Here is a 24,112-nt window from a genome sequence, read left to right as displayed (position 1 = left end):
ATATACTTCTTGCGACTTAAGTAAGTAATCCTATAATTAGATATACCAAGAATGGTAGAATCTAGATTACGTGATGTAAAGTTGCTAGTGATCACAATTTCACAAAAATCCAGTTTTTAATTTCACAATAAAAAGAATGGGGTTTTCTTCTCCTTTAATGTCATCAAAGACAGCAGCGAGCTCCATTGATTCTTTCATAAAATAAAACTCTTCATTAGCTAAATTCCAAGGCATGAGCCGGGCAAACCCGGTATTCCAGACGTCATCTAGGAAAAAGCCTTTGGCTATGTTAACTTTCTTTCCTGTCAATTCGACTACTGATATACCCGAGTATGATTCTACGCTAAAGTCTATTAGGAGATGGTTCTCTGTTCTGAGAATACTCTTCACAAAAAGATGCTCTTCCATGGGGTTTGTAATGCCAAAATTCAGCTTTAATGAGGCGGTCTTTTCACCATCTTTCACCTTAAATAGTGTATCTCTTACAAAGGGCTCCTTCATAACTTCATTCATGTAAACATAAATTTCACCATTGACTTCAGAAATTATCCGGTCTCCCGTCCAATCGGAAATAGATGCGGTACCCTTATTGGCCTTTACAGACTTGATGAGTACTGTATCTGTTGCTATGAAATCCTGATTAAATTTGATAAGGTAGGCATCATTAAACCATTTAGTTTTATCGGTAGCTGAACCTCTGTGTTGTGTGAAAATACAATACAAAGACCCTGCAAGTAACTTTACTCCGTTTAAACCAATAACTTTTGTCTCTCTTATAAAGTTGCCATCAGTGTCGTAACATACTATTTTCTGACTTAGGTTAGAGGCTAAATAGATATACCCTTTTTCTTTATCTAAGGCAATATCTGAGACGTTAAGGTATTCGCCAGGCCCTTGTCCTATACTTCCTATTTGTTTAATGAACTTTCCCTCCCAGGTGAACTTAAAAAGTGCGTTAATGTCTCCGACAAAGAGTGACCCATCGTTGTGTACTACATTTATAACTCGGCTAATAAGGTTGTTCTCAAGAGTCTCTAAGGCAATGGAGTCAACTTCCATTGCTACGGTTGAGAGTTTAATTTCTTTTGCCGCTTCAACAGGTATATCAATGAAAGCAAGGTTGTTATCTTTTTTTGAAGGAGAGCAAGATAAAAGCAGACTGATAAATACAAGAGAGCCTATTGTGCGGTATATAGAATTCATGTTTTATTTGAGTGTAGCGATTAATAACACCTTAAATCCAGGGGGGTAATCATTTTTGATGTTCTCAATGTCAGAAGCATTTTTAAGGAAGAAGATTTTATTCTCGATATCGCCATAGATTGCGGTTTCATGGAGTTTAACAAAGCCATTATTGGCCATATCATCAATAATTCCAATATCGTAACGGTCTAAGGTCTCAAACGACTCACCTGATTTTAGATTAATTAGTTTGATGATATTTTGCTTAGTTCTTTGCGAAGGAAGTATTAGCCAATCGCCAATAATCATAGAGTTAGCTCTCGTTTTTAAGCCTTTGTCCAATTTCAACCTGTACTTAACCTGAGTGTAGCCGTCTTTAATCAGAATGAATGTATGGTCAATATTATTCCACAATAATAAATCAGCCCCGTGTTTTGAGAAACGCATGTGTTGCCCAACCGTGACTGTTGAATTGTCTTGGAATTCAATTAGTAGTTTCTCTTCTTCACCAGCTTCATTGGTTTGTACAAGATTATAGTCAATAGGTTCTCCTAAAGCCGGGAAGTTAATTGAGACAGCGTAGTGTCTACCCCTGTGAACTATTTGGTCTCTGCCAATAGCTTTAACTTCTCCAAAAAGCTTGCCTTGATAATTATATTGAAAGATTTTTTGGCCGTTATTAACGCCTATAATTTGATTCTTGCTATCGAAGAATAGTGAGTTCCAACCTTCAGTCATTTCGCCAATTTCCCGAACAAATTTTCCGCTTCTTTTAAACTGCAGTAGTCTGGAGTTAGCCGGCATATTCTCACTAAGTGTAAGAGCGAAAATGTAATCTTCATTTAAGGCTATATTGGTGAAAAACCGATCCTCCATTTTGGGAGGAACTTCCAGAATGATAGGTTCGAGGCTTGTAGCTATTTGAGAGAGGTTTAAGGTCTTTAATTCATTGACTTCTACCTTAATGATTTCTTGAAAACTGTAGAGGGAATTAGAGAGAAGGAACCCGATGACTCCAATAAAGAATTTCATGTTTGGTTAGTTTCATTTAGTGTGAATATTTTATATGGTTCTGTTGCTTGTGTACGTAAGAAGTTTAACGTACTCACTTAAGCTGAAAGAGGTTAATTTCTATATTTGTGCCCTCACCAATAACCCTTGCCGTACAGATCGAGAAAGAAACATTCATTTTATCCTCGCCTATTCCAAATAGACTGTTCTGTAAAAGCAAATAAAAGATCGGGCTTTAAAGCAAGTAGTGCAAAATAATATGGTAATTAATAGAAGTGACTTGTGTCTGTTCGGTAGTTAAAGTGGTGTTTGTAACTAAGCCTGGAACTTGCTCTCCAAAAACTCATTCATGGTTTTTATACCTTTCTGATCTTTGAGCCATTCGGCCACGGCAATGGCTCCTCTGGCAAAGCCCTCTCGGGAATGAGCCGTATGTTTTATTTCAATGGTATCAACCGGAGAGGTGTAGGTAATTTCGTGTGTTCCCGGAGCGGGGTCTATACGCTCAGAAACTATGGCCAGTTCATTGGGCTGGTTAGTGGAATGATTCACCCATTTCTTCTTTTGGGTAAGGTGTTTCAGTATGCCTTCTGCCAGTGTAATGGAGGTGCCGCTCGGAGCATCTTTTTTAGAGGTATGATGAATTTCTTTGGTACTTACTTCATAAGCCTGCGAGGCCATTAACTGGGCCAGGTATTCATTGAGTCTGAAAAATATATTTACTCCAATGCTGTAGTTAGAGGCAAATAGGTAAGTGCCCTTGTGTTGCGAGCAATAGGCATCAATCTCCGGTTTTTGATCAAGCCAGCCGGTAGTGCCCACGGCTACCGGAATTTGTCTTTGAAGACACCATTTAATGTTCTCAACGGCTGCTTCAGGCTGGCTAAACTCAATGGCTACATCAACGGTTTTGGGATCCAGTGTTTCGAGTAATTCACGGTTGTCTACATGAATTCGTTCAACCACATGGTGGCCTTGGGCGGTGGCCAGTTCATCTATGAGTTGGCCCATTTTGCCATAACCTAAAAGTAAAATATTCATTTGCCTATGGGTAAAGTAAGCTTCATTCCAATAAAAGGAGTTCCGTCATTGATCACTCCAAACTTGGGTTTCAAATTGAGCGAAAGGTTATCGTCTACATTGAATCCTTTTAGGTGAGCATCTACGGTGGCATCTATAATCTGAAGCCCGTATATGCCAACCATAGTGAGTACCACCAAATCACGGTTTCTGCGCCATGCATCAGCATTTCGGCTAAAAACTCGTATGCGATTGGCATTCTGATCTTGCGGGTCTTTAGCCCGCTCAATGGCTAGTTCTGTTTTAAAAAAATGATATCGGTCATCATTAAAATAGATGAAGTATATGGCGGTGCCGAAACCTCCGTATAGTATGGGCACCTTCCACCAGCTGTCATTATAAATTTGCCCCCAGCCGGGAATCATGGCCGATCTTCTGGCTGCCACTTTTGGATTGTAGTACTTGCCTTCTGTTTTCTTGATTTTTACCGTATCGCCATACGTTACGCCATTCTTAATAGCTCCACTTTGTTGCTGAGCTTGAGCACTCAGCACCAGAATAAGCAAAGCGATAGCGTAAACAGATTTTAGGTGCATTATAGACTAATGATTTCCAAAATGCGGTTCAGGTCTTCGGTAGAAAGAAATGGAATTTTTATTTCTCCTCTAAACTGACCGTCTGCTTTGAGACTTACCCGTGTGCCGAAGTGTGAAGACAGCTTGGTTTGAATTTGCTGCACCTCATAGTTTTTATGATGGTTACTGCCTTTCTTTTCAGGTTTGGGGTCGTCAACGCTTTTGGACATCAAATCACGTACCAGCTGCTCTACTTTTCTAACAGAAAGTCCTTCTTCTACGGTCTTGTTGTAAATATAGAGCTGCTTGGCCACGTCTTCAACATTAATGATAGCTCTGGCATGACCCATCGATATTTTCTGGTCTCTGATACCGGCTTGAATGTCGGGAGGCAGCCTGAGTAATCGCAAATAGTTGTTAACAGTTGTTCTGTTTTTGCCTACCCGGTCTCCCAGCTCTTCTTGTTTGAGGTTGCATTCATCGAGCAGTCGCTGGTAGCTCAGGGCTATTTCAATGGCGTTTAGATTTTCTCGCTGAATGTTCTCAATAAGGGCCATTTCCAACATTTGTTGGTCATCGGCCGTACGAATGTAGGCAGGAATATTTTCCAGTCCGGCTATTTTAGAAGCCTGAAACCTGCGTTCTCCTGAGATCAGCTGATATTCTTTATCGCTTAGCTTGCGAACAGTAATTGGCTGTATAATCCCCTGTACTTTTATACTTTCTGCCAGCTCTTCCAGAGCGGTTCTGTCAAAGTGGGTACGAGGCTGATATGGGTTTACCTGTATTTGGTCTAACGGAATTTCATTGAGACTACCACCTGCAGAAGAGGCAATGTCTGATGAAACGGTGTTGTTCGTAGAATCCTCCAAAAGTGCCCCCAGGCCTCTTCCTAATGCATTCTTACGTTTTGGAGATTTAGCTGCCATGCTCAAAAATTAAACTTTATTCTTTTCTGCAATTTCTTTAGCCAAACTTAAGTAGGCCAGTGAGCCTTTACTTTCGGCATCGTGCACAATGGCCGGAATACCGAAACTAGGCGATTCGCTCAACTTCACATTTCTTGGAATAATGGTTTCAAAAACCATGTTCTTGAAATGCGTTTGTACTTCTTCGACCACCTGATTGCTCAGGCGCAGGCGTACGTCATACATGGTGAGCAGAATGCCTTCAATTTCGAGGCTTGAATTTAAACGTTTCTGTATAATAGTAATTGTGTTGAGCAATTTACCGAGTCCTTCTAAGGCAAAATACTCGCACTGAACGGGGATTATTACGGAATTTGAAGCTGTAAGTGCGTTGACGGTAATGAGCCCCAGAGAAGGGGCACAGTCTATGAGTATAAAGTCGTACTCATCGCGTACTTCGCTTAGCACTTCGCGCATTTTTTCTTCGCGATTGCTAATGTTAACCATTTCTACTTCTGCTCCCACCAGATTGATGTGTGAAGGAACAAGGTGTAGAAAGGAAACTTCGCTTTCTATAATGCAATCACGGATGTCGGCTTTGCCCACCATGCATTCGTAAATGCTCTTTTCAATTTCTCTGGGGTTGTGCCCCAAGCCAGATGTTGTGTTGGCCTGTGGATCGGCATCAATCACCAGTGTTTTATATTCCAGCACGGCAAGACTTGCGGCCAGGTTCATGGCAGAAGTGGTTTTTCCGACCCCGCCTTTTTGATTTGCTATGGCTATAATTTTGCCCATGTATATTTAGAGTGAAAGGGTTTCTCCAATTGTTGGTAGTGTTAGGGTTACACCATTGGCCTCGGCTATTTGCATAGCTTGTTCATGGTCAATGGCCACATAGGGGAAGGTGTCGAAATGAACACCAATAAGCTTATTGCATTTCACCATTTCGCAGGCTTTCATTGCATCTTTTACCCCCATGGTAAAATTGTCGCCAACCGGCATTATAGAAAAATCAAGGCTAAACTCTTCTCCAATGAGTTCCATGTCTTTGGTCAATGCGGTGTCTCCGGCATAGTAGAAGCAGCCTTCACTGTTGTGGATAACTACTCCGGCCGGGTGCCCTCCATAGCTGCCGTCTGGCATAGAGCTGGAATGTACAGCATTTACCAGTTTTAGGGTGCCAAAGTCAAACGTTTTGGCTCCGCCATGGTTCATGGGATGGTTACGTTCCAGCCCTTTATTGCCAAACCAGGTCACTACTTCGAAGGTAGAAATAATGGTAGCATTGCTTTGCTTGTAAATAGCTTCCACGTCCGCTACATGGTCTCCATGACCATGGCTTAGTATAATGTAATCGGGCTTTATGGAGTTAATATCTACTCCCTTGGCCAACTCATTAGGTGTTATAAATGGGTCGAACAGTAATTGCTTACCCATGGTCTCAATTAGAAAAGACGAATGTCCGTAGTAAGTGAATTTCATGTTTCGGCCTGAATTTTCTCCTGTTAAGTAGAGGGTACAAAGATATAAGAATAGGCGAAAGATTAATCCAGAGTTTATGCACACAATCAAGGGGTAGATCGTTGATAACTTTTTAAGGTGTTGATAGCCTTGGACTTATTATGTGTGAAAGGAGTAGCCCTTTTATAAGGCCTTTAAAATGAGGGGTATGAAATAAGCTTATGAAATATGAGGCCAAGAAACCTTGGGGAGTACAAGGCAACGTTTTTTAGGTACTTTAAAGTAAGAGAGAAATTAAATAGCTGCTGGTAGGGTGGGGTTTAGAGGGTTTCGAAATGGTCAATCGTAGTGTTTTGGCAAGGCCAATGGGTACAATAAACGAGCGTCTCAAAATCATTCCATCGTTATTCTTTAGCTATTTGTCTGTATAAGAACTTAGATTAGAGCGAATACTGCTGTTTACGAGTAGAGCAGTACGTTCTAAAATAAGCCATTTAAATGGCTAAGTGAGAATAGCGAGTTTTACGTTTTTGAGACGCTTCGTCTTATACTTTTATCTCTTCTTTCGGCCTTTCTGTTGTTGTTTCTTAGCTTCCTGGCTTGCCTTCATGGCATTCTCCAGTCTTTGCTGAAACTTAGATTTGCCTTTTGTCGCATTCTTTTTCTTGTTTTCCTCCAGTTGCTCTCTGATTTTATCTTCATCGATAAACCTTCTAATCATGGTTTGCTGACCGAAAGTAACCAGGTTGGAAATAAAGTAGTAGAAGCTAAGACCTGCCGAATAGCTGTTTAACACAAACATGAATACTACCGGCATTATATAACCAATGTTTTTCATAGGCCCCTGCACAGTACTTACCTGATTGTTGGACCAGGTAATGGCCAGAGTAGAAAGGGTCATGAGCAAGGTGAACCCACTAACATGCGACCCATAGAAAGGTATGGTAAAACCAAGGTTAAAGAGCACATCGTAGGTAGAAAGGTCTGTGGCCCACAGAAATGATTCTTGCCTAAGTTCTATGGAATTCGGGAAGAAGAAGAACATAGCGAACAAGAAAGGCATTTGCAAAAGCAGTGGTACACAACCACTAATTGGGTTCACGCCCATTTCTCGATAAAGCTTCATCTGCTCCTGCTGCATCTTTTGCATGTCGCCACCGGTTTTTTCCTTTAGCGCATCCAACTCAGGTTTTAGCACTTTCATTTTCGCCATCGAGAGGTAAGACTTTCTGGAAAGCGGGAAAAGGGCCAGTTTAATAATGAGTACTATGATGATAATGATGACACCATAGTTGGAGATGTGTTGTTCCAGAAAGCTGAAAAGCTGAACAATGATATATTTATTTACCCAGCTAACCAGTTTATAGCCCATGTATACATTGTCATCATAAGCTTCTGTTACTCTTTTGAGTACTTTATAACTGTTCGGGCCATAGTAATAGGTAAAGTCAGCTCCATTGTAAAGATTGTCTACGGGCATTTTGAGCTCCATACGCCCGAGCTCCACATAAGAAGTGTCATTTACAGGAGCGTTAAACAAGGTGCCACTGGTAAATCCATTTTGAGATATAATACCCGCATTAAAGAACTTCTGCGAAAAACTAGCCCACTTTATTCCCTCACCAATGGTTTCTTGCTGAGCTTCGTTAGACATCTCTTTCAGATTGTCTGAATCTTCTGTAAGGGTATAGTAGCGTACGGTGGTTTTGTTTCGTGCATCGTCCAAATTGGTTTCGAAACGCTTCATTTTGTCTTCCCAAACCCAGGTTATTTCGTTGGAAAGTACCTTGTTCTGAAGCCCGTTCAGTTTGAGGTTATAATGGAGGTCATAACGATCTCCAAACAGCGTATAGGTTTGTTGTACAGTAGAGCCATCGGCCAAGGTGGCTGTAAATACAATTTGGGTAGAATCGCCCGCCTGAACTAGTTCGGGTTGGCTGTCCGGAACAAAGTACAGATCGGTCAGGTCAATAATACCATGGGTTGTTCCTATTTGCAGATCGAGGCTAGAACTCTCACTATCGAAAAGAATGAGCGGCTCTTTTCTATGGTTGAGGTACTCTTTCAGTTCTACTGATTCAATGATTCCACCTTTGGTGCTAAAATTGTATCTGGCCTTTTCTGTTTCAACCTGAAACTTGTTGTTTTCTCCGTTCATGGCAGAGGCAAACACACCATACTGAGAGCTAAGCACAGAGTCTTGCTCTACGGCATCAGGTGCTTCAGTCTGGGGTTTTTCTACCGCAATATCTGCCGGAGTGCTTACCGTTGTAGAATCGGTTGTTACAAGCGGTTGCTCTTGCACCGGTGGCTTAAACACCAGGGAGTAACCAATCAATAAGACCGCAATTAAGACAAGGCCAACGGCCTGATTTCTGTCCATATGTATACTAATTAATTTTTCTTCGATTTAACTATCGCATCAATAAAACTCACAAAAAGTGGATGCGGATTCATGACAGTACTTTTTAATTCTGGGTGGAATTGAGTACCCACAAAATAGGGGTGGCCGGCAATTTCCATAATTTCAACAAGCCCAGAGTCAGGGTTTATACCCGTTGCTTTCATTCCGCCATCTTCAAAAGCTTGCAGGTATGTGTTGTTAAACTCATATCTGTGTCTGTGCCTTTCTTCAATGGTTGTACTTTGATAGGCCGCATAAGACTTGCTTCCTTTTTTGAGTTTACAAGGATAAGCCCCTAAACGCATGGTGCCACCATAATCCTGAATATTTTTTTGATCTTCCATAAGATCTATTACCGGATGAGGTGTCTCTTTGTCCATTTCGGAAGAAGCGGCTCCCTCAAGCCCCAATACATTGCGGGCAAACTCTACCACCGCGCACTGCATGCCCAGGCAAATGCCAAAGAACGGTATATCATTTTCTCTTACATAGCGAATGGCTTCAATTTTTCCTTCAATACCACGTTCTCCAAAACCCGGAGCTACCAATACCCCATCCATGTCGCGTAAAGTTCTATGTACGGATTTGGAAGAAATACCCTCCGAAGAAATCCAGTGAATGTTCACTTTACACTCTAAGTGGGCGCCAGCATGAATGAACGCTTCTGCTATAGACTTATAGGCATCGGGGAGCTCTACATATTTTCCTACCAAACCAATGTTTACCTCATTGGTAGGGTTTTTAAGCTTACTAAGGAATCTGCGCCATTCCTCAACTTCCGGTTGCTCTTTGTGAGGAAGTCTAAACTTGGTAAGCACTCGCTCATCCAGTTTTTCTTTTCTCATGAGCAAAGGCACATCATAAATAGTGTCCGCATCAAGTGCTTCGATAACCGAGTTGAGCTGAACGTTGCAGAAAAGAGCCAGTTTTTTGCGAATGTCGTTTGGAAGGGGTTTTTCTGATCGGCAAACCAGTATATCCGGTTGAATTCCTGCCTCAAGCAATTGTTTTACAGAGTGCTGAGTAGGTTTGGTTTTAAGTTCTTTTGCCGCGCTCAAATAAGGAATAAGCGTTAGGTGGATGACCAGGCAGTTCGACTCGCCAACGTCCCACCGAGCCTGGCGTACAGCTTCAATAAACGGGAGCGATTCAATATCGCCCACGCAACCTCCAATTTCCGTAATCACGATATCGTAGTTGCCCGTTTCGCCCAGTTTAAAAAAGTTGCGTTTAATTTCATCGGTAATGTGCGGTATTACCTGCACAGTTTTACCCAGATAGTCGCCCCTTCGTTCCTTGGTTATAACATCGTAGTAGATGCGTCCGGTTGTAACATTGTTGTCTTGTGAGGTTCTAATATTTAAGAAACGCTCGTAGTGCCCCAAGTCAAGATCCGTTTCGGCCCCATCGTCTGTCACAAAGCACTCTCCATGTTCATAGGGGTTAAGTGTGCCCGGATCTACATTAATATATGGGTCGAATTTTTGGATGGTGACGCGGTAACCTCTGGCTTGCAATAGGTTGCCAAGAGATGCCGCAATAATACCTTTTCCAAGGGAAGATGTTACCCCACCGGTAACGAATATGTATTTAGCTGATGCCATAAGTTTGGATAAACAGAAATTAACTTATGGGACACAAAGGTAAGACTTTTCATTTGAAACCGCCCCGACAAATTTATTCTTTGTGTGAACTGCCCGGACCATTTTTTGAATAGCCCTGAATAAAGCCCTAACTTTGCAGCCTTTTAGCTTAAACCTCATGAATCTTTCTTCGAAACTACAAGAGCCAATCTTTAAAACCGTTGGCAAGGTGGCAGATAAACTAGGGTTGGAAACCTATGTAGTAGGAGGTTATGTAAGAGACCTTCTGTTAAAAAGAGAAAGTAAAGACATAGACTTTGTGTGTGTAGGTAGTGGTGTGCAACTGGCAGAAGAGGTGCATAGAGCTCTTGGAGGGAAGCTTCCTTTTAATGTTTTCAAGAACTTTGGTACGGCCAGCATTAAACAGTCTGACTGGGAATTGGAGTTTGTGGGTGCCAGAAAAGAATCTTACCAGAGAAACTCACGTAAACCAGTAGTTGAAAACGGCACCTTGCAAGACGATCAGAACCGCAGAGATTTCACCATCAATGCCATGGCCATTTGTCTTAATGAATCCAGATATGGTGAGCTGGTCGATCCGTTTGACGGGCAAAACGACTTAAAGGAAAAGCTTATTAAAACCCCGTTGGCTCCTGAAACAACCTTTTCAGACGATCCGCTAAGAATGATGCGTGCCATAAGGTTTGCCTCTCAGCTGAAATTCGATATTGATGCCGATACTTTCGAAGGTATTTTACAGATGAACGAACGGATTGGCATTGTGTCTAAAGAAAGAATTATTGTTGAGCTCAATAAGATTATTCTTTCCGAAGAGCCTTCTTATGGGTTTAAGCTACTGTTTCATAGTGGTTTGCTAAAAGAGATATTTCCGGAAATGGTTGCACTACAAGGTGTGCAAACCATTGAAGATAAATCGCATAAAGACAATTTTTATCATACCCTGCAGGTGCTAGACAACATAAGTCAAAACACCGATAACCTGTGGTTGCGTTGGGCGGCCATATTACACGACATTGCCAAGCCGGCTACGAAGCGGTTCAACAAAAAGGTGGGGTGGACCTTCCATGGCCACGAAGATAAAGGAGCCAGAATGGTGCCGGGCATTTTTAGGAGAATGAAGCTACCCATGGGGGAGCCCATGCGCTACGTGCAAAAACTTGTGAGGCTACATCTTAGGCCTATTCCACTGGTGAAAGAGGAAATTACCGATTCGGCCGTAAGGCGATTGCTCTATGAGGCCGGAGACGATATTGAAGACCTTATGACTCTCTGCAGGGCCGATATTACTTCTAAAAATAACCTGAAGGTGAAGCGTTTTTTGAGCAATTTCGATAAGGTTGAACAAAAAATGCGCGAGGTGGAGGAGAAGGATAAAATTCGTAACTTTCAACCCGTTATCACCGGAGAAATCATTATGCGTACTTTTGGCCTTCAACCGGGCCGCGTAGTTGGTGAACTCAAAGAGGCGTTGAAAGAAGCAGTGTTGGAAGGTGAAATCCAGAATGAATTTGACGAAGCCTACAGGTTCCTACTTAAACTAGGTGAGGAAAAAGGCTTAGTTGTTGTAAACGATAAGAATTAATAACCATAAAATGATGAAGTTCAGACTTTTGCTGATGGCCCTGGTACTCACGTTGAGCAGCCAAATCAGTTTTGCACAAGACAGCACCTACATTTCTAATGAATACGCTAAGGCTGTTGCGCTATATAATAGAGCGCAGCGCTACAACGATGGGGTACTTACCCGTCAGGCTCTAATGGAAATGGCTATTCTTAGCCCCAGAGATACGTCCGTGCTTCGGTCGTTGGCAGAGCTATATTTCAATAATGGGCAGTATGTTTCAAGTGCAATGGTTTCTATGGACATGGTGAAACTGCACCCAAATAATATGGTGGCCCTTGAAATTGCAGCATTGAGCTACGAAAGTCTCCGCCTGTACGACAAAGCCATTGAACAATACGAGGCCATGTGGCTGAATACAGAAAATACAACTATTCTGTATCAGATAACTTATTTACAGTACATGATTGATAGGTATGAAGAGGCCAAGGCAAACCTCAATATTTTGCAGAGCAAAATTAAAGATGGTGATAAAATTAGTCTCTCTAAACAAGATGGCTCCGTACAGGAAGTTGCCTTTGCTGCAGCTCTTCAAAATTTGAGAGGGTTAATTGCCAAAGATCAAGGCAATGTAGAAGCTGCCAGAACCCACTTTACCAAAGCATTGGAGATTACACCTGAGTTTGAGGCCGCCAAAAATAGTCTGGCCGAACTGAACAAAGGATAAAAACCAACAGCACTTTATTAAAACCAGGCTTTTCAAACAACCGGCATTCATGGCAATGTGGTGGTTTGAGAAGCCTTCTTTTTTTGTCGGGCACCTAATTTTTTGAGTCGGCTCCGAATATCCTTATCTTTCTTATGCAACCCTGGGCAGACTTTGATGTCTTTAGCCCGACCTTAAAGAATTGAGTACCGGTTATCACAATATTCATCAGGGAATTATCGATCGCTGTTTGCAGGGCGACCGATTGGCTCATTATGAACTATACAAGCTGTACTCCAGAGCAATGTACAATACCAGTTTGCGCATAACTGGTAATGAAATGGATGCAGAAGATGTGTTGCAAGAGTCCTTCGTAAGTGCTTTTAAGAACCTGGCAAACTATAGAGGGACTGCCTCTTTTGGTAGTTGGCTTAAAAGAATAGTAATTAATAATGCGATTAACCTGGTAAAGAAGAGGAGGTTCGATTTAGAGTCTGTGGAGGGTAAGGAAGATGCCGAAGCATTGTTAGAAACCAAAGAAGATGAAGCCGATGTGACCTATGATTTTCAACTCGTAAAAGAAGGGATCAACCGGTTGCCGGAGGGGTATCGATTAGTGCTCACTTTATACCTTATTGAGGGCTACGACCACAAAGAAATTGCCCAAATTTTGGGAATTACAGAGTCAACCTCCAAATCGCAATTCAACAGGTCGAAGAAAAAATTAAAAGAGATAGTTAAGGAGGAATTGAAGTATGCAGGATAATGACAAATTGGAAGCGTTGATTCGCAATAACCGCGAGTCGTTCGATTCTCACGAACCAAGGCCTGAAAACTGGCAGAAGATTGAAGCCGAACTTGGCTTTGACCAAAGAAGAGATAATAAAACTCAGAGCCTTTGGCTGTGGAAAGCCGCTGTTATTCTCCTGTTGGGAGTGGTAGCCTTTCTTTTGGCCGACAAATACAATCAATCCGAACCTCTGGAAGAGCAACTGGCCAGTGTGCAGCATTTTGAGGAGTTAGAAACCTTCTACACTTCATTGATTAACAACAAGAGAGAGCGACTTTCTGAAGTGAAAGGAGAGTCTAGTTTCGATTTACAGGTTGAGATGAAGGAGTTGGATGAGATTTATTCTGACCTGAGAGAACTGTTTCTGGAGAGTCAACCCTCTGAACAGGTGTTGGAGCGGCTGGTTCATTTATTAAGGCAAAAGCTCCATGTAATAGATAGTCAGTTAGAAATTATTGAACAGGAGCAACTGCCTGAAGAAATGAAGAAAGAGATGGAGGTAAACTCCCTTTGAGCTAGGCTTTTTCTACCGGATTGGCAGAGTCAATTACAAAGCCTTTTTCACACTTCAGCGTGCGTTTCGGGTAGTTTTCTATCAGCTTAAAGTCGTGGGTTGCCATTAAAATGGCGGTTCCGCTTTTGTTAATTTCCAAAAACGTCTTAAAAATCCCTTCAGATACTTCCGGGTCAAGGTTGCCCGTAGGCTCATCGGCAATAAGCAGCGATGGTTCGTTTACAAGTGCTCGTGCAATAACCACTCGTTGTTGCTCGCCTCCGGAGAGCTGGTGAGGCATTTTGCTCGATACAGAGCCAAGGCCTACACGCATTAATACTTCGGCCAGGCGGCTTTTCATTTTTGCCTTGTCTGTCCAGCCGGTGGCACGCATCACAAAATATATGTTTTCGGCCACGTTACGGTCGGGCAGGAGTTGAAAGTCTTGAAAGATGATACCCAGCTTTCTTCTTAGTAATGGAATTTGGTTTCGTTTGATGTTCTCAATGTCGAATCCGGCAATCCGAATGCTGCCCATGTGTAAGGGGAGGTCGCAATACAAAGTTTTGAGGAGAGAGCTTTTTCCGCTTCCTGTGCGGCCAACCAGATAAACGAATTCACCTTTGTCTATTTTAAGGTTTATGTTGTTTAAAACAGTAGTGTCTTCCTGAAAAATGCTCGCATCTACTATGCGCACTATTGGCTCTCCCGAAAATGTCATTTAGATTTCTAGTTTTTGAAGTTTGCCAAAAGGCAATTCAGTAATCAATTTTCTTAACGCCACCTCTTTGCCTTCTAGTCCATACTTGTCCAGATTTTTCAGCGGACGATCGGCTCTAAAGTAGGCTATCAATACAAAGTTTTCGTCTCTCAACTGAATGTAGTCAGGAATTTTGGCCTTGCCTTTTACTTTGATGATGTACATTTCTGATGTTAGCTCCGGAGTATTTGAATAACCCGGAGCTTTAACTATTGTTTTACCCATTGGCCTTGGCATGATCTGCTAAAAACTGAGCCAGTCCCTTATCAGTAAGCGGATGGTTCAACAAGCTGGTAATAACCTTCAGTGGGCAGGTGGCTACATCGGCACCAATCTCGGCACATTGAATAAGGTGCATGGTGTGTCTGATAGAGGCTGCCAAAACTTCGGTCATGTAACCGTAATTGTCATAAATGCCTACAATTTGTTCAATCAACTGAAGTCCGTCATAGCTGATATCGTCAAGCCTTCCAATAAATGGAGATACGTATGATGCCCCTGCTTTGGCTGCCAGCAAAGCCTGACCGGCCGAAAACACCAGGGTGCAATTGGTTCGTATACCCTCTGCTGTAAAATATTTAATGGCCTTAACTCCATCCTTAATCATCGGAATTTTAACCACAATCTTGTCGTCAATCTTGGCAAGTTCTTTACCTTCTTTAATCATTCCATCAAAGTCAGTAGCAATTACCTCGGCACTTACGTTATCATCTACAATGTCGCAAATGGCTTTATAGTGGGCCTTTACATTGGCTTCTCCGGCAATGCCTTCCTTGGCCATAAGTGAAGGATTGGTGGTTACACCATCCAAAACACCAAGGTCATAGGCTTCTTGAATTTCATTCAGATTAGCGGTGTCAATAAAGAACTTCATGTTTGTTTTTTTAGCTTGAAAGATATACAAAGCTAGTGTTTTTTTTATACCGACAGACAGTGTAAAAGCATGCATTTTAGGCATTCACAAATTGTTTTTTCCGAAGATATAGTTTTGGCTTTCTTTATGATGAATTATTTATTTTCTGTTAATTTTGCGAATAACACACGTTAGTTTTTATGATTGTATGGCTAAAAAGGTCAATAAAAGGGTTCCTGGAACCTCATCCAAATTCGGTAGCCATAGGTTACTTAGACAAAGGACATTATGCCATAAAAGAAATTAAGAACAACTTTCCTTCGCCAGAGACGGACTATTTGAAAGTTCAGACCCTCGATTTTGGAGAGGTATGGGTTTGTTCGCGCTGGCAAGATGAGCACTATGCCATTGTTAACCCGGACAGGGAGGAGCAACCGTTGGTTAGTTCAGAGAACTTGGGAATAACAGAGCGAATTACCCGTACACTTACATCCATCACTCAACATCGCTCTGCTACGGAGTGGGAAGGGGCTGTAGAAGAATCGGTGCTGCTAGAAGAACTTGAAAAATTCACTGACGAGGAATATTTCGCTCATAGTTCAAAGAAAGAGAAAAAAGAAATAGGCAAGGCCTATGCCGGGCAGCCGCCTCACAGTGCTGGTTTTATAGAGGCTCTTTTGGTACAGGCCTGGCGCAAGAGCTTTCCCGACTTTTGCTGGAGCGAAAGGAACCATCGTCAAATGACTCAACCATCGGCAGAAGACTATTTTTCACCGGTCACGGCCTGTGTGGAGTCCGGAATGGCCGTAAGGCAATCTAACGAAGATCGTCCTTTGCCCTGGTCTGTGGTGCACGGATGGAAAAGCCAATGGAAGCACGGACATACTTTTATATCGGTAGCACATCATAAAGCAACCGATGCCGTGTTGATGCTCGAAGCCGGTAATGGTAATGGTTTAAGTGGTGTGGGTTTGAGAAAGTTAGGTGCGCTTGCAGAGTTGAATTACAGGGTGCCCGAACAATGGTGGCTTACCCCCGGTATCTGGAGTTGGAATAGGGTGAAGAAGGTGTATCCCTACAGATCCATGGCTTCTCTCAAGGTGAAAAACTTACAGTGGGTTAAGCTATAGGAGGTTATGGTTTATGCAGAGCCTGGGTCAGGGCATTCTTTAGTTTATGTACTCCTTTTTCTTTACAAGGGCCAATTGGTCGCCCTCCAGAGGTAAGTAACCATACTCGTAGCAGAAATAGTAGGTGGCTCCTGCGCGGGTGGTGTAAGTGCTTGTATGATAGTCAAAATCAAACCCCTTTTCTATCAGTCTTGAGCGGGCTATTTTTGAGGTTCCCTCAGGATTTAGTTCTTCCAGAATTCTTCTGTTTCTTCTTAGCAAGTAGTGAACGTTTCGCATGTAATTGTTGGCATCTGAGTTCAGCTTATTGTTATAAGCGTTTCTACAGGCATCATCGCAAAACTTTTTGTCCGCCCTACCACGGAGCACTTCACCGCATTCCAGACATTTTCTTTCGTTCATGGTGTGTTTGTTGAATAGTCTAAAATAGCGAAAAACAGCAATTATCCGTTTGCAAATGACTACAAACACTTACAGCCATTTAATTACCGAATGTTCGGAGTGAACAGCTCTTACTTTGTCAGTGTCAAATCGGAAAACCCGATACGACACCAACAGATGTTAAAACTAAATTTTATAATCATGCAAAATTTAAGAAACCGTGTACAGTTAATTGGAAGATTGGGACAGGATCCTGAAGTAAGAGTGTTGGCCAGTGGCAAAAAGCTGGCTACTTTTTCAGTGGCAACTACCGACTCCTACAGGAACGCTAGTGGCGATAAAGTAGAAGAAACGCAATGGCACAATGTGGTGGCCTGGGGTAAGGTGGCTGAGATAGCAGGGGAATATCTTTCGAAAGGACAGGAGGTGGCGCTTGAGGGCAAGCTTACTCACAGAAGTTATGAGGCGAGTTCTGGCGAAAAGCGGTATGTTACGGAGGTTAATTTAAACGAACTCCTCATGATTGGTGCTAAGAAATAGCATTCGGTTATTATAGATAAAGCTAATCTGATGTTGGTGAAGTTGCTCTGCATCAGATTAGCTAATTACAATGTCCATAATGGTTTGATAGCTAATGAACACACCAATTATTGTAACCATGATCATGAAGGCTTTGTTGGCTGCGCTTGTCTTTTTCTGAGTATTTGTTTGCATAGTCTTTTCCATGCCAAACAAGGTTGCAAATCAGAGGCCATTGCGTTTAGAGCGTGTATGGGTCGTTTTTCGATAACATACAGGCTCATAAAGAGAATAATTCCCATAATGGGATAATATGATGAAAGGGGTATCCGGTTGTCGTTATCGCCATCTCTCCATAACGGTTACCCAAAACCCATCACCGTAGGTAACACTTTGAAGTTTCAAACCCTCGTTGTCATTTTTCAAGAGTTTATCCATTGGGAACTCGGTCGTTTTATTCCAGCGCTGCATGTAGTTGGAGGCATTTCGGTCAGCATATTCGGTCATTACCAATAACCACTTACCGTCTAAATACTTCAGTGTAGTAATGAACCAGTTCTTATCCCAATACTCCTTAATTTTTTCTTTGGGAAACTCATCATACCGACCATAGTACTGATTGGTGAACTTTTCGTAATTGTTGGTTTTGTTAAAAACTATGGCCCACAGCCCGTTCCCATAAGCCGCCTCAGTAATGTAGTAACCCTCTTTCCAGGATTCTTCTATTTTCTCTTCTGGAAACTGCCCGTTAGTGGACCAGCGTTGTTTGATGAATTTATTGTCGAAGGAAGTCATTACCAGACTCCATTCGTCATTGTAGTAGTCGAGACTGGTGATTATCGAATTATTTTTATTCCACAACTCTTTGATTTCGTCTTTAGGAAAATTGTCTCTTCGCCTATATGCCTGCCATGCACCAAAATCTTTTTGCATGAATACATACCAGTGATTGTAATCGTATACAGCAGCTTTGTAATTATAGCCGGCATTCCACGAATCTCCGAGCATCGGAAAATTGTCTGACTGGATTACATCATGAAAGTTGAGCGAAGTGGCATCAGATATTTCCACATCAAGTTTAGAAACTTCGATTTTAGTCGTTGTTTCCGGAGTGGTAGTGGTGGGAGTATTTGTTATTCCGGCTGCGTCATTCCATCCTTCTTTAATGGCATTGAGTCGTTTGAATTTGGCCGGATGACTTGAGTAAGAGTCGTCTTCAGGGTGGCCAATGGCGTTCATGGCTGCCTGGGCATCTGTAAGTTTTGCACCTAGTTTCTGCAAAACAAACCCACTGAAACGATCGGCTTCTAACTCCATTTTTCGAGATTCCTCATTGCCGGTTCTTCTTAGGGTGTGTCCCTGTAAGTGATGCCCAATCTCATGTGCCAGAATGCTAATTGATGTCCAGTCATTACTGGCGGCATTCGATATTTTTTGCATAAACTCCCTGTCATAAACAATGTAGCGAAATCCGTCATTGAGGGTAACTGCGGCACAATTGGCAATATTAGGGCAGGGTACCATAATGAAGTTCGGAGCCAGGCCAAGTACTCTGAGAATTTTTTTGGTTGCTTCGTTAGCATCCTCTCCGCTGGAGAACGACCGTTGCATTTGCATGCATAGCAAATCGGGTGTTCCGCCTTCACCGTATGTGCATACAAACTTAGTTTCCAGGTTCTGAGCAGGTAAAGACAACGAGATAAAGAGTAGAAGGAAGAGTAATACTTTTTTCATGGTTCAGAATGGTTTGCGGTTAGGAAGATTATTCTGAATCGGTTAGAGGCAGTCTCCTCTAAATATAGGAAAAAGTCTTTACTCTACCGTAAGCGATTCGCACTCCTTTAAAAAGTCGGCCGATACCTCCAGACCCAATCCCGGTTGGCCGGGTATTCGTATATCCCAGTTTTTCTGATACTCCATTCCGCCTACAATTGGGTCGAATTGATGAAAAAGAGGGCTGTCTAAGTCATAGAAACGGACCAGGTCGGAGAGATGAGCCAGGTGAGTATTGGCAGTAAAGAGTAGGCGACTTTCTACAAAACCACCAATCTGACAAAGAATGCCGTAGCGTTCAGCTACCTTAAGTATTTTTCGTGCCTTATACAATCCACTCGATTTGCCGAGCTTAATATTGAAGTAATCGCAATAACCACCTTTTACCAGCTTCCTGGCGTCTACATGGTCCATGAGAGACTCATCGGCCATTATTTTAACAGGACTGTTATTAATTACTTTCTTAAGTTGGTAATAACGCCTCTTATTTATTGGTTCTTCGCAGTACTGAATATTCAGACTGGCCATTTCATTCAGACACCTTATCGCCTCTTTTTGAGTCCAGCCTTGGTTAGCGTCCACCCTTAGGTCTATAGAATTGCCAACCGCCTGACGAATGGATTTAATACGTTTGATGTCTTTGGAAGCATCATCTCCCAACTTGATTTTTAGAGTTTTAAAACCCTCTTGTACCTTTTCAAGAGCATCGTTGGTCATGGTCTCTACAGAATCCAGGCTTATGGTAAAGTCTGTTCTGATAGTTTTTTCGATCCGTCCGCCCATTGTGAGATAGAGTGGCTCGTCACAACTTTTAGCCCATAAATCGTGGCAGGCAATGTCGATAGCCGATTTTATGCCCGTGTGTCCAAAAATTATTCGATCCATGAGTTTTGATACATAGCCCACCTCTCTCGGGTCCTCATTGAGGAGTTTTTCGGCCAACATTTTTCCGACTATAAAACAGGTTTCGGGTGTTTCGCCAACAATCGGAGGAAATGGACTACACTCTCCCCAACCACAAAGACCCTTTTGGTTGGTGACTCTAACGAATATGCTGGTGGTAGTATCTCTTTTGCCCAGCGAGGTGGCAAATGTTTTTTTTAAGGGGATGTGAGCCTTAAAGAATTCTATCTTTTTTATTTTCATGAGCTTTTTTTACTTCCTCGATTCCTCAATAATGGCAACGATAATGGCCGTGATCATAAGCCCAATGGCAGCCCAGCCCAAGCTGCTGGTTACTCCCTTAAAGATGAGATAGTAAAGAGCTGCACCGGCACCACCTCCTATAAACGGTCCTAAAACGGGGATCCAGGCGTAGGACCAGTTAGAGGATCCCTTGCCTTTAATGGGTAGAATGAAATGAGCCAGCCGGGGGCCAAAGTCTCTGGCCGGGTTAATGGCATAGCCTGTACTTCCGCCTTGGGCCATTCCAATGAGAGCAATGAGTCCGCCCACCACCAAGGGGTTTAGGCCTTCGGTAAATTTATTGGCGCCAATCATCATAAGTCCGACAATTAGAATCATGGTGCCTAGCATTTCACTGATGAGGTTGGCACTTTTTTGGTCTATGGCTCCGGCAGTACAAAAAACTCCCAGTTTGGTGGCTTGGTCTTCCGTTTTTCTCCAGTGTGGTAAATACTGTAGCCAGGCTAGCGTAGCTCCAAAAATTCCACCTAGTAATTGAGATATGATATAACCCGGCACAATTTGCCACTCAATTTCACCGGCCATGGCCAGTGAAGTTGTGACTGCCGGATTAATGTGGGCCCCACTAATATTGCCCACAGCATAAATGCCAAAAGTTACGGCTAGCCCCCATCCTAAGGTGGTGATAACCCAACCGGAGCCCTGGGCGTATGATTTATTCAGAGAAGTGGCGGCATTCACACTATTCCCAAAATAGAGAAGTATAGTAGTGCCGATAAATTCAGCCAGATAAACAGACATGTGAAGTTGAAAAGTTTATCGTGATAATACGATAATGAAGGGAATAAAAAAAGGCATCAGGATGTCGCACCGCTACAACCGCCTACCCTTGCTCTGTTCCCAGCCTGGGGGAGTTCAGCAGGAGCTGGTCGCATCCCTCTGCCATTGGGGGGCAAAGGTATTAAGAATTTACGAAAGGGAAAACGGTGAAGTAAAAATTGATAGAAATACCTAAATTCAGGTATTTCTTTCGTGCCTAAAGAAAGCTTTGTTTGTGTTCTGACCATGCACGATACGTCAATACAGATACAATTACCTGATGATTGTTTATCTCCGGGTTTATTTTTTTCTAATTAAACAGCGTGCATATGAAACACCAACTCAACATTTCAGATGAAAGATTTTATAGAAGTCTTGGTAAAATTTATTTAAATAGAACTCCCGATCCGGAGGATCCACCGACTGATCCGCAGCCGGATGACAACTCGGAGGAATCTGGGTCTACACCTCCACCAGGAAGCGGCACCTAATTAATAGCGAATGATAAAATCGGTTTCGAGAGTTTTAAAGTGTTTAGTAGGTCTAGCCTTTTTGCCGGCTGTTCTATTAGGCCAAACAGAACAGGAACAAGAATGGACCAGGTTAATCAAAGAGGCGGACGACTACAGTATAGGGGCAAAATATGATTCAGCTCTTTTACTTTCTAATCAAGTTGCCCTGGCGGCAGAAATGGAGGAGAACTATGAATTTATGACCAGAGCATATTTTGTCATGGCCTCTGTTTATTATCGGATTAGAAAGCTGGATTTGGCTATTGATGAGTATGTAAAGGCGAAAGAGACAGCCCGCAAATGGGGAAACGAGAGTTTTGTTGTACGAGCCGATTTAGGTTTAGGTGTGGTTTACCATCAGTTTGGGTTTAATGCTTTAGATGAATCACATCCAACCTACGATACTGTTCAAGCGGTTCTGTATTTAGACTCTGCATTTAAAATGTTTACCATGGCTCAAGAGTATTACATGAGAAATGCCCCGGATAACTATCTAATGCTTGCTTATACAGCCACTAATTTGGCCGGAAATTATTATGCACGTAAAGAATTTATCAAATCATCTGTGTATAGAAAAGAGGCCATTGAATTGTATGAAAGGGTAGGAGAAAAGTCAAATGCCATTAGTCATACTTACTTTTTAGGAAGTACTTATCTCCAGCATTTTAAACTGGACCAGAAGAATCATAGGCCTTATTTAGATAGTGCCAAACACTTCCTATTGTTTTCTCATGTTAAAAGCTTAGATATTCCCTTAACGGAAGTGGCTAGAAACGCGAGTAAAGATTTAGCATTTGTTCATCAATATCTTAATAACACAGATAGTGCACTCTATTATTGGAATCTGTCAGATTCGCTTTTAATAGAAATTTATTCCAGCAATTATGAAGATAGAGTATTGGAGTACAGGGCTCAGTATGAAACAGCTTCGGCAGAACTTGAAGCTGAGCAACAACGTTTTAGAGCACTTCAACAAGAAAGGAATAAAAGAATAGTACTTATAATATCCATTGCGGTGGTTATCATTTTTTCCATTTGGCTATATATCATTGACCAGAAGCGTAAGAATATAAAGGCAATTGCTGCTAAAAATGAGGAACTGAATAAGCAGCGAATCGATGAACTTTTGCAGCAGCAGGAGATAGCTTCACTTCAAGGGATCTTAGAAGGGCAAGAGCAGGAGAGAAAGCGCGTAGCCATAGACTTGCACGATCGATTGGGAGGTATATTATCTATGGTGAAGCTTCATTTTAGTGCTGTGGAAGAAAAGCTGCCACAAGATAATCCGGAGAAGAAAAAGTTTCTGACCGCCAGTGAGTTATTAGACTTGGCAGCCGGTGAAGTGAGAAATATATCTCACAACCTACTTTCTGGCGTGTTGGCCAAGTTTGGGCTGGTGCCGGCTTTGAAAGATCTGGCCGATCGAATTAACGAATCTGGTGAAATTAAGCTTCATCTTATTCAGCACAATCTGGATAACGCTTTAAATGGTGAGCAGGAATTGCAGCTCTACCGCATTGTACAGGAACTAATCAGCAACATACTGAAACACTCTGAGGCCAAAGAGGCCACCATTCAGCTCATTCGTAATGAAGACAGCGTAAACCTTATAGTTGAGGACGATGGAAAAGGCTTTAATCCAAACGAAGGCATTAAGGGAGGAGGAATAGGGTTAAGCAACCTTAAGGCCAGAGTGAATAAGTTAAACGGCAATTTTCATATAGACTCAGGCAAAGGAGCGGGTACAAGTATTTCAATAGACATTCCAATTATAAATGATTAAGATTTTTGTAGTAGACGATCATCAGGTAGTCATTGATGGGATTTCATCTATTTTTTCAGAAGTTGATGAAATAGCCATCATTGGCAGTGCTCTCAATGGCAAAGAAGCCTTGCGCAAGCTGGAAACCTTGTGGCCCGATGTACTGCTATTAGATATCAACATGCCGGAAATGGATGGTATTGAACTGGTTAGAGCTTTAAAACAACAGGGGCGCGAGATTAAAACGTTAATTCTAACCATGCACAACAATCCCCAGTTTACCAAGCAACTTATTGAAGAAGGAGTACAAGGATGTGTGCTTAAAAATGCAGGCAAGAAAGATTTGATTTTTGCTATTAGCGAGATTCATGAAGGCAGGCGATATTACACGCAAGCTGTAACCGACTCGTTGGTGGAGAGTCTTGAAAAAACGCAGGCAGCTATAGACGAAGTGCAGCTTACCCGAAGAGAGGTTGAGATAGTGAAGCTTATAGCCCTTGAACATACTACCAATGAAATAGCCGAAAAACTATCCATTAGTGCCTACACGGTAGATACACACCGAAAAAATATTATCAATAAACTAGGTGTAAAAAACTTAGCCGGCTTGGTAAGATTTGCCTTCGAGAAAAATCTCCTTTAGTCTCCCGTTAATATTAGTTTTTTAACCTGAGTTCGATGTACGAAAAGAACGTCATGCCGGAAAAACAGGCCTTAAGCTCTCAAAAAGGGCTGTTTT

At 42.2% G+C, this 24,112-nt stretch carries 25 protein-coding genes and 1 other RNA gene; 8 read left to right on the top strand and 18 right to left on the bottom strand.

Annotation, left to right across the window (positions count from 1 at the left end; all coding sequences use genetic code 11):
* Nucleotides 1–99 precede the first annotated feature (99 nt).
* The 9 genes from B3763_RS14685 to B3763_RS14645 form a co-directional block, all read right to left on the bottom strand.
* On the bottom strand, nt 100–1,203 hold the full coding sequence (locus B3763_RS14685) for a 6-bladed beta-propeller (protein WP_286747486.1): 1,104 nt from the start codon (nt 1,201–1,203) through the stop codon (nt 100–102).
* A 3-nt stretch (nt 1,204–1,206) separates the two neighbouring features.
* On the bottom strand, nt 1,207–2,214 hold the full coding sequence (locus tag B3763_RS14680) for a 6-bladed beta-propeller (RefSeq protein WP_286747485.1): 1,008 nt from the start codon (nt 2,212–2,214) through the stop codon (nt 1,207–1,209).
* A gap of 294 nt (nt 2,215–2,508) precedes the next feature.
* Nucleotides 2,509–3,234, bottom strand: a complete 726-nt coding sequence (gene dapB, locus B3763_RS14675) for a 4-hydroxy-tetrahydrodipicolinate reductase (protein ID WP_286747484.1) — start codon at nt 3,232–3,234, stop codon at nt 2,509–2,511.
* Complete coding sequence (locus tag B3763_RS14670) at nt 3,231–3,809, bottom strand: DUF5683 domain-containing protein (RefSeq protein WP_286747483.1); 579 nt, start codon at nt 3,807–3,809, stop codon at nt 3,231–3,233. Before B3763_RS14670 ends, dapB begins: the two co-directional genes overlap by 4 nt.
* Nucleotides 3,809–4,717, bottom strand: a complete 909-nt coding sequence (locus B3763_RS14665; RefSeq protein ID WP_286747482.1) for a ParB/RepB/Spo0J family partition protein — start codon at nt 4,715–4,717, stop codon at nt 3,809–3,811. The genes B3763_RS14670 and B3763_RS14665 overlap by 1 nt, the downstream gene beginning before the upstream one ends.
* A 9-nt stretch (nt 4,718–4,726) precedes the next feature.
* Entirely contained in the window at nt 4,727–5,494 is a 768-nt protein-coding gene (locus B3763_RS14660) for a ParA family protein (protein WP_189630678.1), read from the bottom strand.
* Between the two features lie 6 nt (nt 5,495–5,500).
* Nucleotides 5,501–6,181, bottom strand: a complete 681-nt coding sequence (locus B3763_RS14655; protein WP_189630679.1) for a metal-dependent hydrolase — start codon at nt 6,179–6,181, stop codon at nt 5,501–5,503.
* 532 nt (nt 6,182–6,713) lie between these two features.
* Nucleotides 6,714–8,543, bottom strand: coding sequence for a membrane protein insertase YidC (gene yidC, locus B3763_RS14650; protein ID WP_286747481.1), 1,830 nt, complete (start codon nt 8,541–8,543; stop codon nt 6,714–6,716).
* Between the two features lie 11 nt (nt 8,544–8,554).
* Nucleotides 8,555–10,168 carry a CTP synthase gene (locus tag B3763_RS14645; RefSeq protein ID WP_189630681.1) on the bottom strand — a complete coding sequence of 538 codons (1,614 nt, stop codon included), beginning with the start codon at nt 10,166–10,168 and terminating at the stop codon, nt 8,555–8,557.
* 157 nt (nt 10,169–10,325) lie between these two features.
* Between B3763_RS14645 and B3763_RS14640 the strand changes: the two genes are divergently transcribed.
* The 4 genes from B3763_RS14640 to B3763_RS14625 all read left to right on the top strand — a co-directional run bounded on the left by B3763_RS14640 (nt 10,326) and on the right by B3763_RS14625 (nt 13,739).
* Entirely contained in the window at nt 10,326–11,750 is a 1,425-nt protein-coding gene (locus tag B3763_RS14640; protein WP_286747480.1) for a CCA tRNA nucleotidyltransferase, read from the top strand.
* 10 nt (nt 11,751–11,760) lie between these two features.
* The gene (locus B3763_RS14635) at nt 11,761–12,456 is read left to right on the top strand and encodes a tetratricopeptide repeat protein (protein WP_189630683.1); all 696 of its coding nucleotides are present in this window, start codon (nt 11,761–11,763) and stop codon (nt 12,454–12,456) included.
* Nucleotides 12,457–12,637: 181 nt separating this feature from the next.
* On the top strand, nt 12,638–13,201 hold the full coding sequence (locus B3763_RS14630; RefSeq protein WP_189630684.1) for an RNA polymerase sigma factor: 564 nt from the start codon (nt 12,638–12,640) through the stop codon (nt 13,199–13,201).
* On the top strand, nt 13,191–13,739 hold the full coding sequence (locus B3763_RS14625) for a hypothetical protein (RefSeq protein WP_189630685.1): 549 nt from the start codon (nt 13,191–13,193) through the stop codon (nt 13,737–13,739). Before B3763_RS14630 ends, B3763_RS14625 begins: the two co-directional genes overlap by 11 nt.
* 1 nt (nt 13,740) lies before the next feature.
* On the opposite strand, the gene B3763_RS14620 is transcribed toward B3763_RS14625, so the two are convergent.
* Genes B3763_RS14620 through fsa form a run of 3 tightly spaced genes read right to left on the bottom strand, consistent with a single transcriptional unit; the run spans nt 13,741 to nt 15,352 of the window.
* Nucleotides 13,741–14,439: a cell division ATP-binding protein FtsE gene (locus B3763_RS14620; protein ID WP_189630686.1), complete on the bottom strand. Its 699-nt coding sequence runs from the start codon at nt 14,437–14,439 to the stop codon at nt 13,741–13,743.
* Complete coding sequence (locus tag B3763_RS14615) at nt 14,440–14,643, bottom strand: fructose-6-phosphate aldolase (protein ID WP_189630825.1); 204 nt, start codon at nt 14,641–14,643, stop codon at nt 14,440–14,442. It lies immediately after the preceding gene.
* Nucleotides 14,644–14,695: 52 nt separating this feature from the next.
* Nucleotides 14,696–15,352: a fructose-6-phosphate aldolase gene (gene fsa / locus B3763_RS14610; RefSeq protein WP_189630687.1), complete on the bottom strand. Its 657-nt coding sequence runs from the start codon at nt 15,350–15,352 to the stop codon at nt 14,696–14,698.
* A gap of 179 nt (nt 15,353–15,531) precedes the next feature.
* On the opposite strand from fsa, the gene B3763_RS14605 reads away from it, so the two are divergent.
* A complete protein-coding gene (locus tag B3763_RS14605; protein WP_286747479.1) occupies nt 15,532–16,461 on the top strand; it encodes a hypothetical protein in 930 nt (309 codons plus the stop codon).
* 39 nt (nt 16,462–16,500) lie between these two features.
* Here the strand turns inward: B3763_RS14605 and B3763_RS14600 are convergent, their stop codons facing one another.
* The gene (locus B3763_RS14600) at nt 16,501–16,863 is read right to left on the bottom strand and encodes a hypothetical protein (RefSeq protein ID WP_189630689.1); all 363 of its coding nucleotides are present in this window, start codon (nt 16,861–16,863) and stop codon (nt 16,501–16,503) included.
* Between the two features lie 180 nt (nt 16,864–17,043).
* Here B3763_RS14600 and B3763_RS14595 point away from each other — a divergent pair, with 180 nt between their 5' ends.
* Entirely contained in the window at nt 17,044–17,382 is a 339-nt protein-coding gene (locus B3763_RS14595; protein WP_286747478.1) for a single-stranded DNA-binding protein, read from the top strand.
* Between the two features lie 57 nt (nt 17,383–17,439).
* On the opposite strand, the gene B3763_RS14590 is transcribed toward B3763_RS14595, so the two are convergent.
* From B3763_RS14590 to ffs, 5 genes are all read right to left on the bottom strand, one after another.
* On the bottom strand, nt 17,440–17,568 hold the full coding sequence (locus B3763_RS14590; protein ID WP_262891754.1) for a hypothetical protein: 129 nt from the start codon (nt 17,566–17,568) through the stop codon (nt 17,440–17,442).
* A gap of 132 nt (nt 17,569–17,700) precedes the next feature.
* The gene (locus tag B3763_RS14585; protein WP_286747477.1) at nt 17,701–19,095 is read right to left on the bottom strand and encodes a DUF7477 domain-containing protein; all 1,395 of its coding nucleotides are present in this window, start codon (nt 19,093–19,095) and stop codon (nt 17,701–17,703) included.
* Nucleotides 19,096–19,173: 78 nt separating this feature from the next.
* On the bottom strand, nt 19,174–20,280 hold the full coding sequence (locus tag B3763_RS14580) for a mandelate racemase/muconate lactonizing enzyme family protein (protein ID WP_286747476.1): 1,107 nt from the start codon (nt 20,278–20,280) through the stop codon (nt 19,174–19,176).
* A gap of 9 nt (nt 20,281–20,289) precedes the next feature.
* A complete protein-coding gene (locus B3763_RS14575) occupies nt 20,290–21,081 on the bottom strand; it encodes an MIP/aquaporin family protein (protein WP_189630693.1) in 792 nt (263 codons plus the stop codon).
* Nucleotides 21,082–21,133: 52 nt separating this feature from the next.
* Nucleotides 21,134–21,221, bottom strand: an RNA gene (gene ffs, locus B3763_RS14570) — signal recognition particle sRNA small type.
* Nucleotides 21,222–21,600: 379 nt separating this feature from the next.
* On the opposite strand from ffs, the gene B3763_RS14565 reads away from it, so the two are divergent.
* Both B3763_RS14565 and B3763_RS14560 read left to right on the top strand, forming a co-directional pair.
* Nucleotides 21,601–23,394, top strand: coding sequence for a sensor histidine kinase (locus B3763_RS14565; protein ID WP_189630694.1), 1,794 nt, complete (start codon nt 21,601–21,603; stop codon nt 23,392–23,394).
* Entirely contained in the window at nt 23,387–24,016 is a 630-nt protein-coding gene (locus B3763_RS14560; protein WP_189630695.1) for a response regulator, read from the top strand. Before B3763_RS14565 ends, B3763_RS14560 begins: the two co-directional genes overlap by 8 nt.
* Nucleotides 24,017–24,112 lie beyond the last annotated feature (96 nt).

This window comes from Roseivirga sp. UBA1976 (assembly GCF_002336325.1).
In the GTDB taxonomy this organism is placed as follows: domain Bacteria; phylum Bacteroidota; class Bacteroidia; order Cytophagales; family Cyclobacteriaceae; genus Roseivirga; species Roseivirga thermotolerans.
The sequence above is the reverse complement of the archived record's forward strand: the minus strand, read 5'-3'. Positions and strand labels throughout refer to the sequence as shown.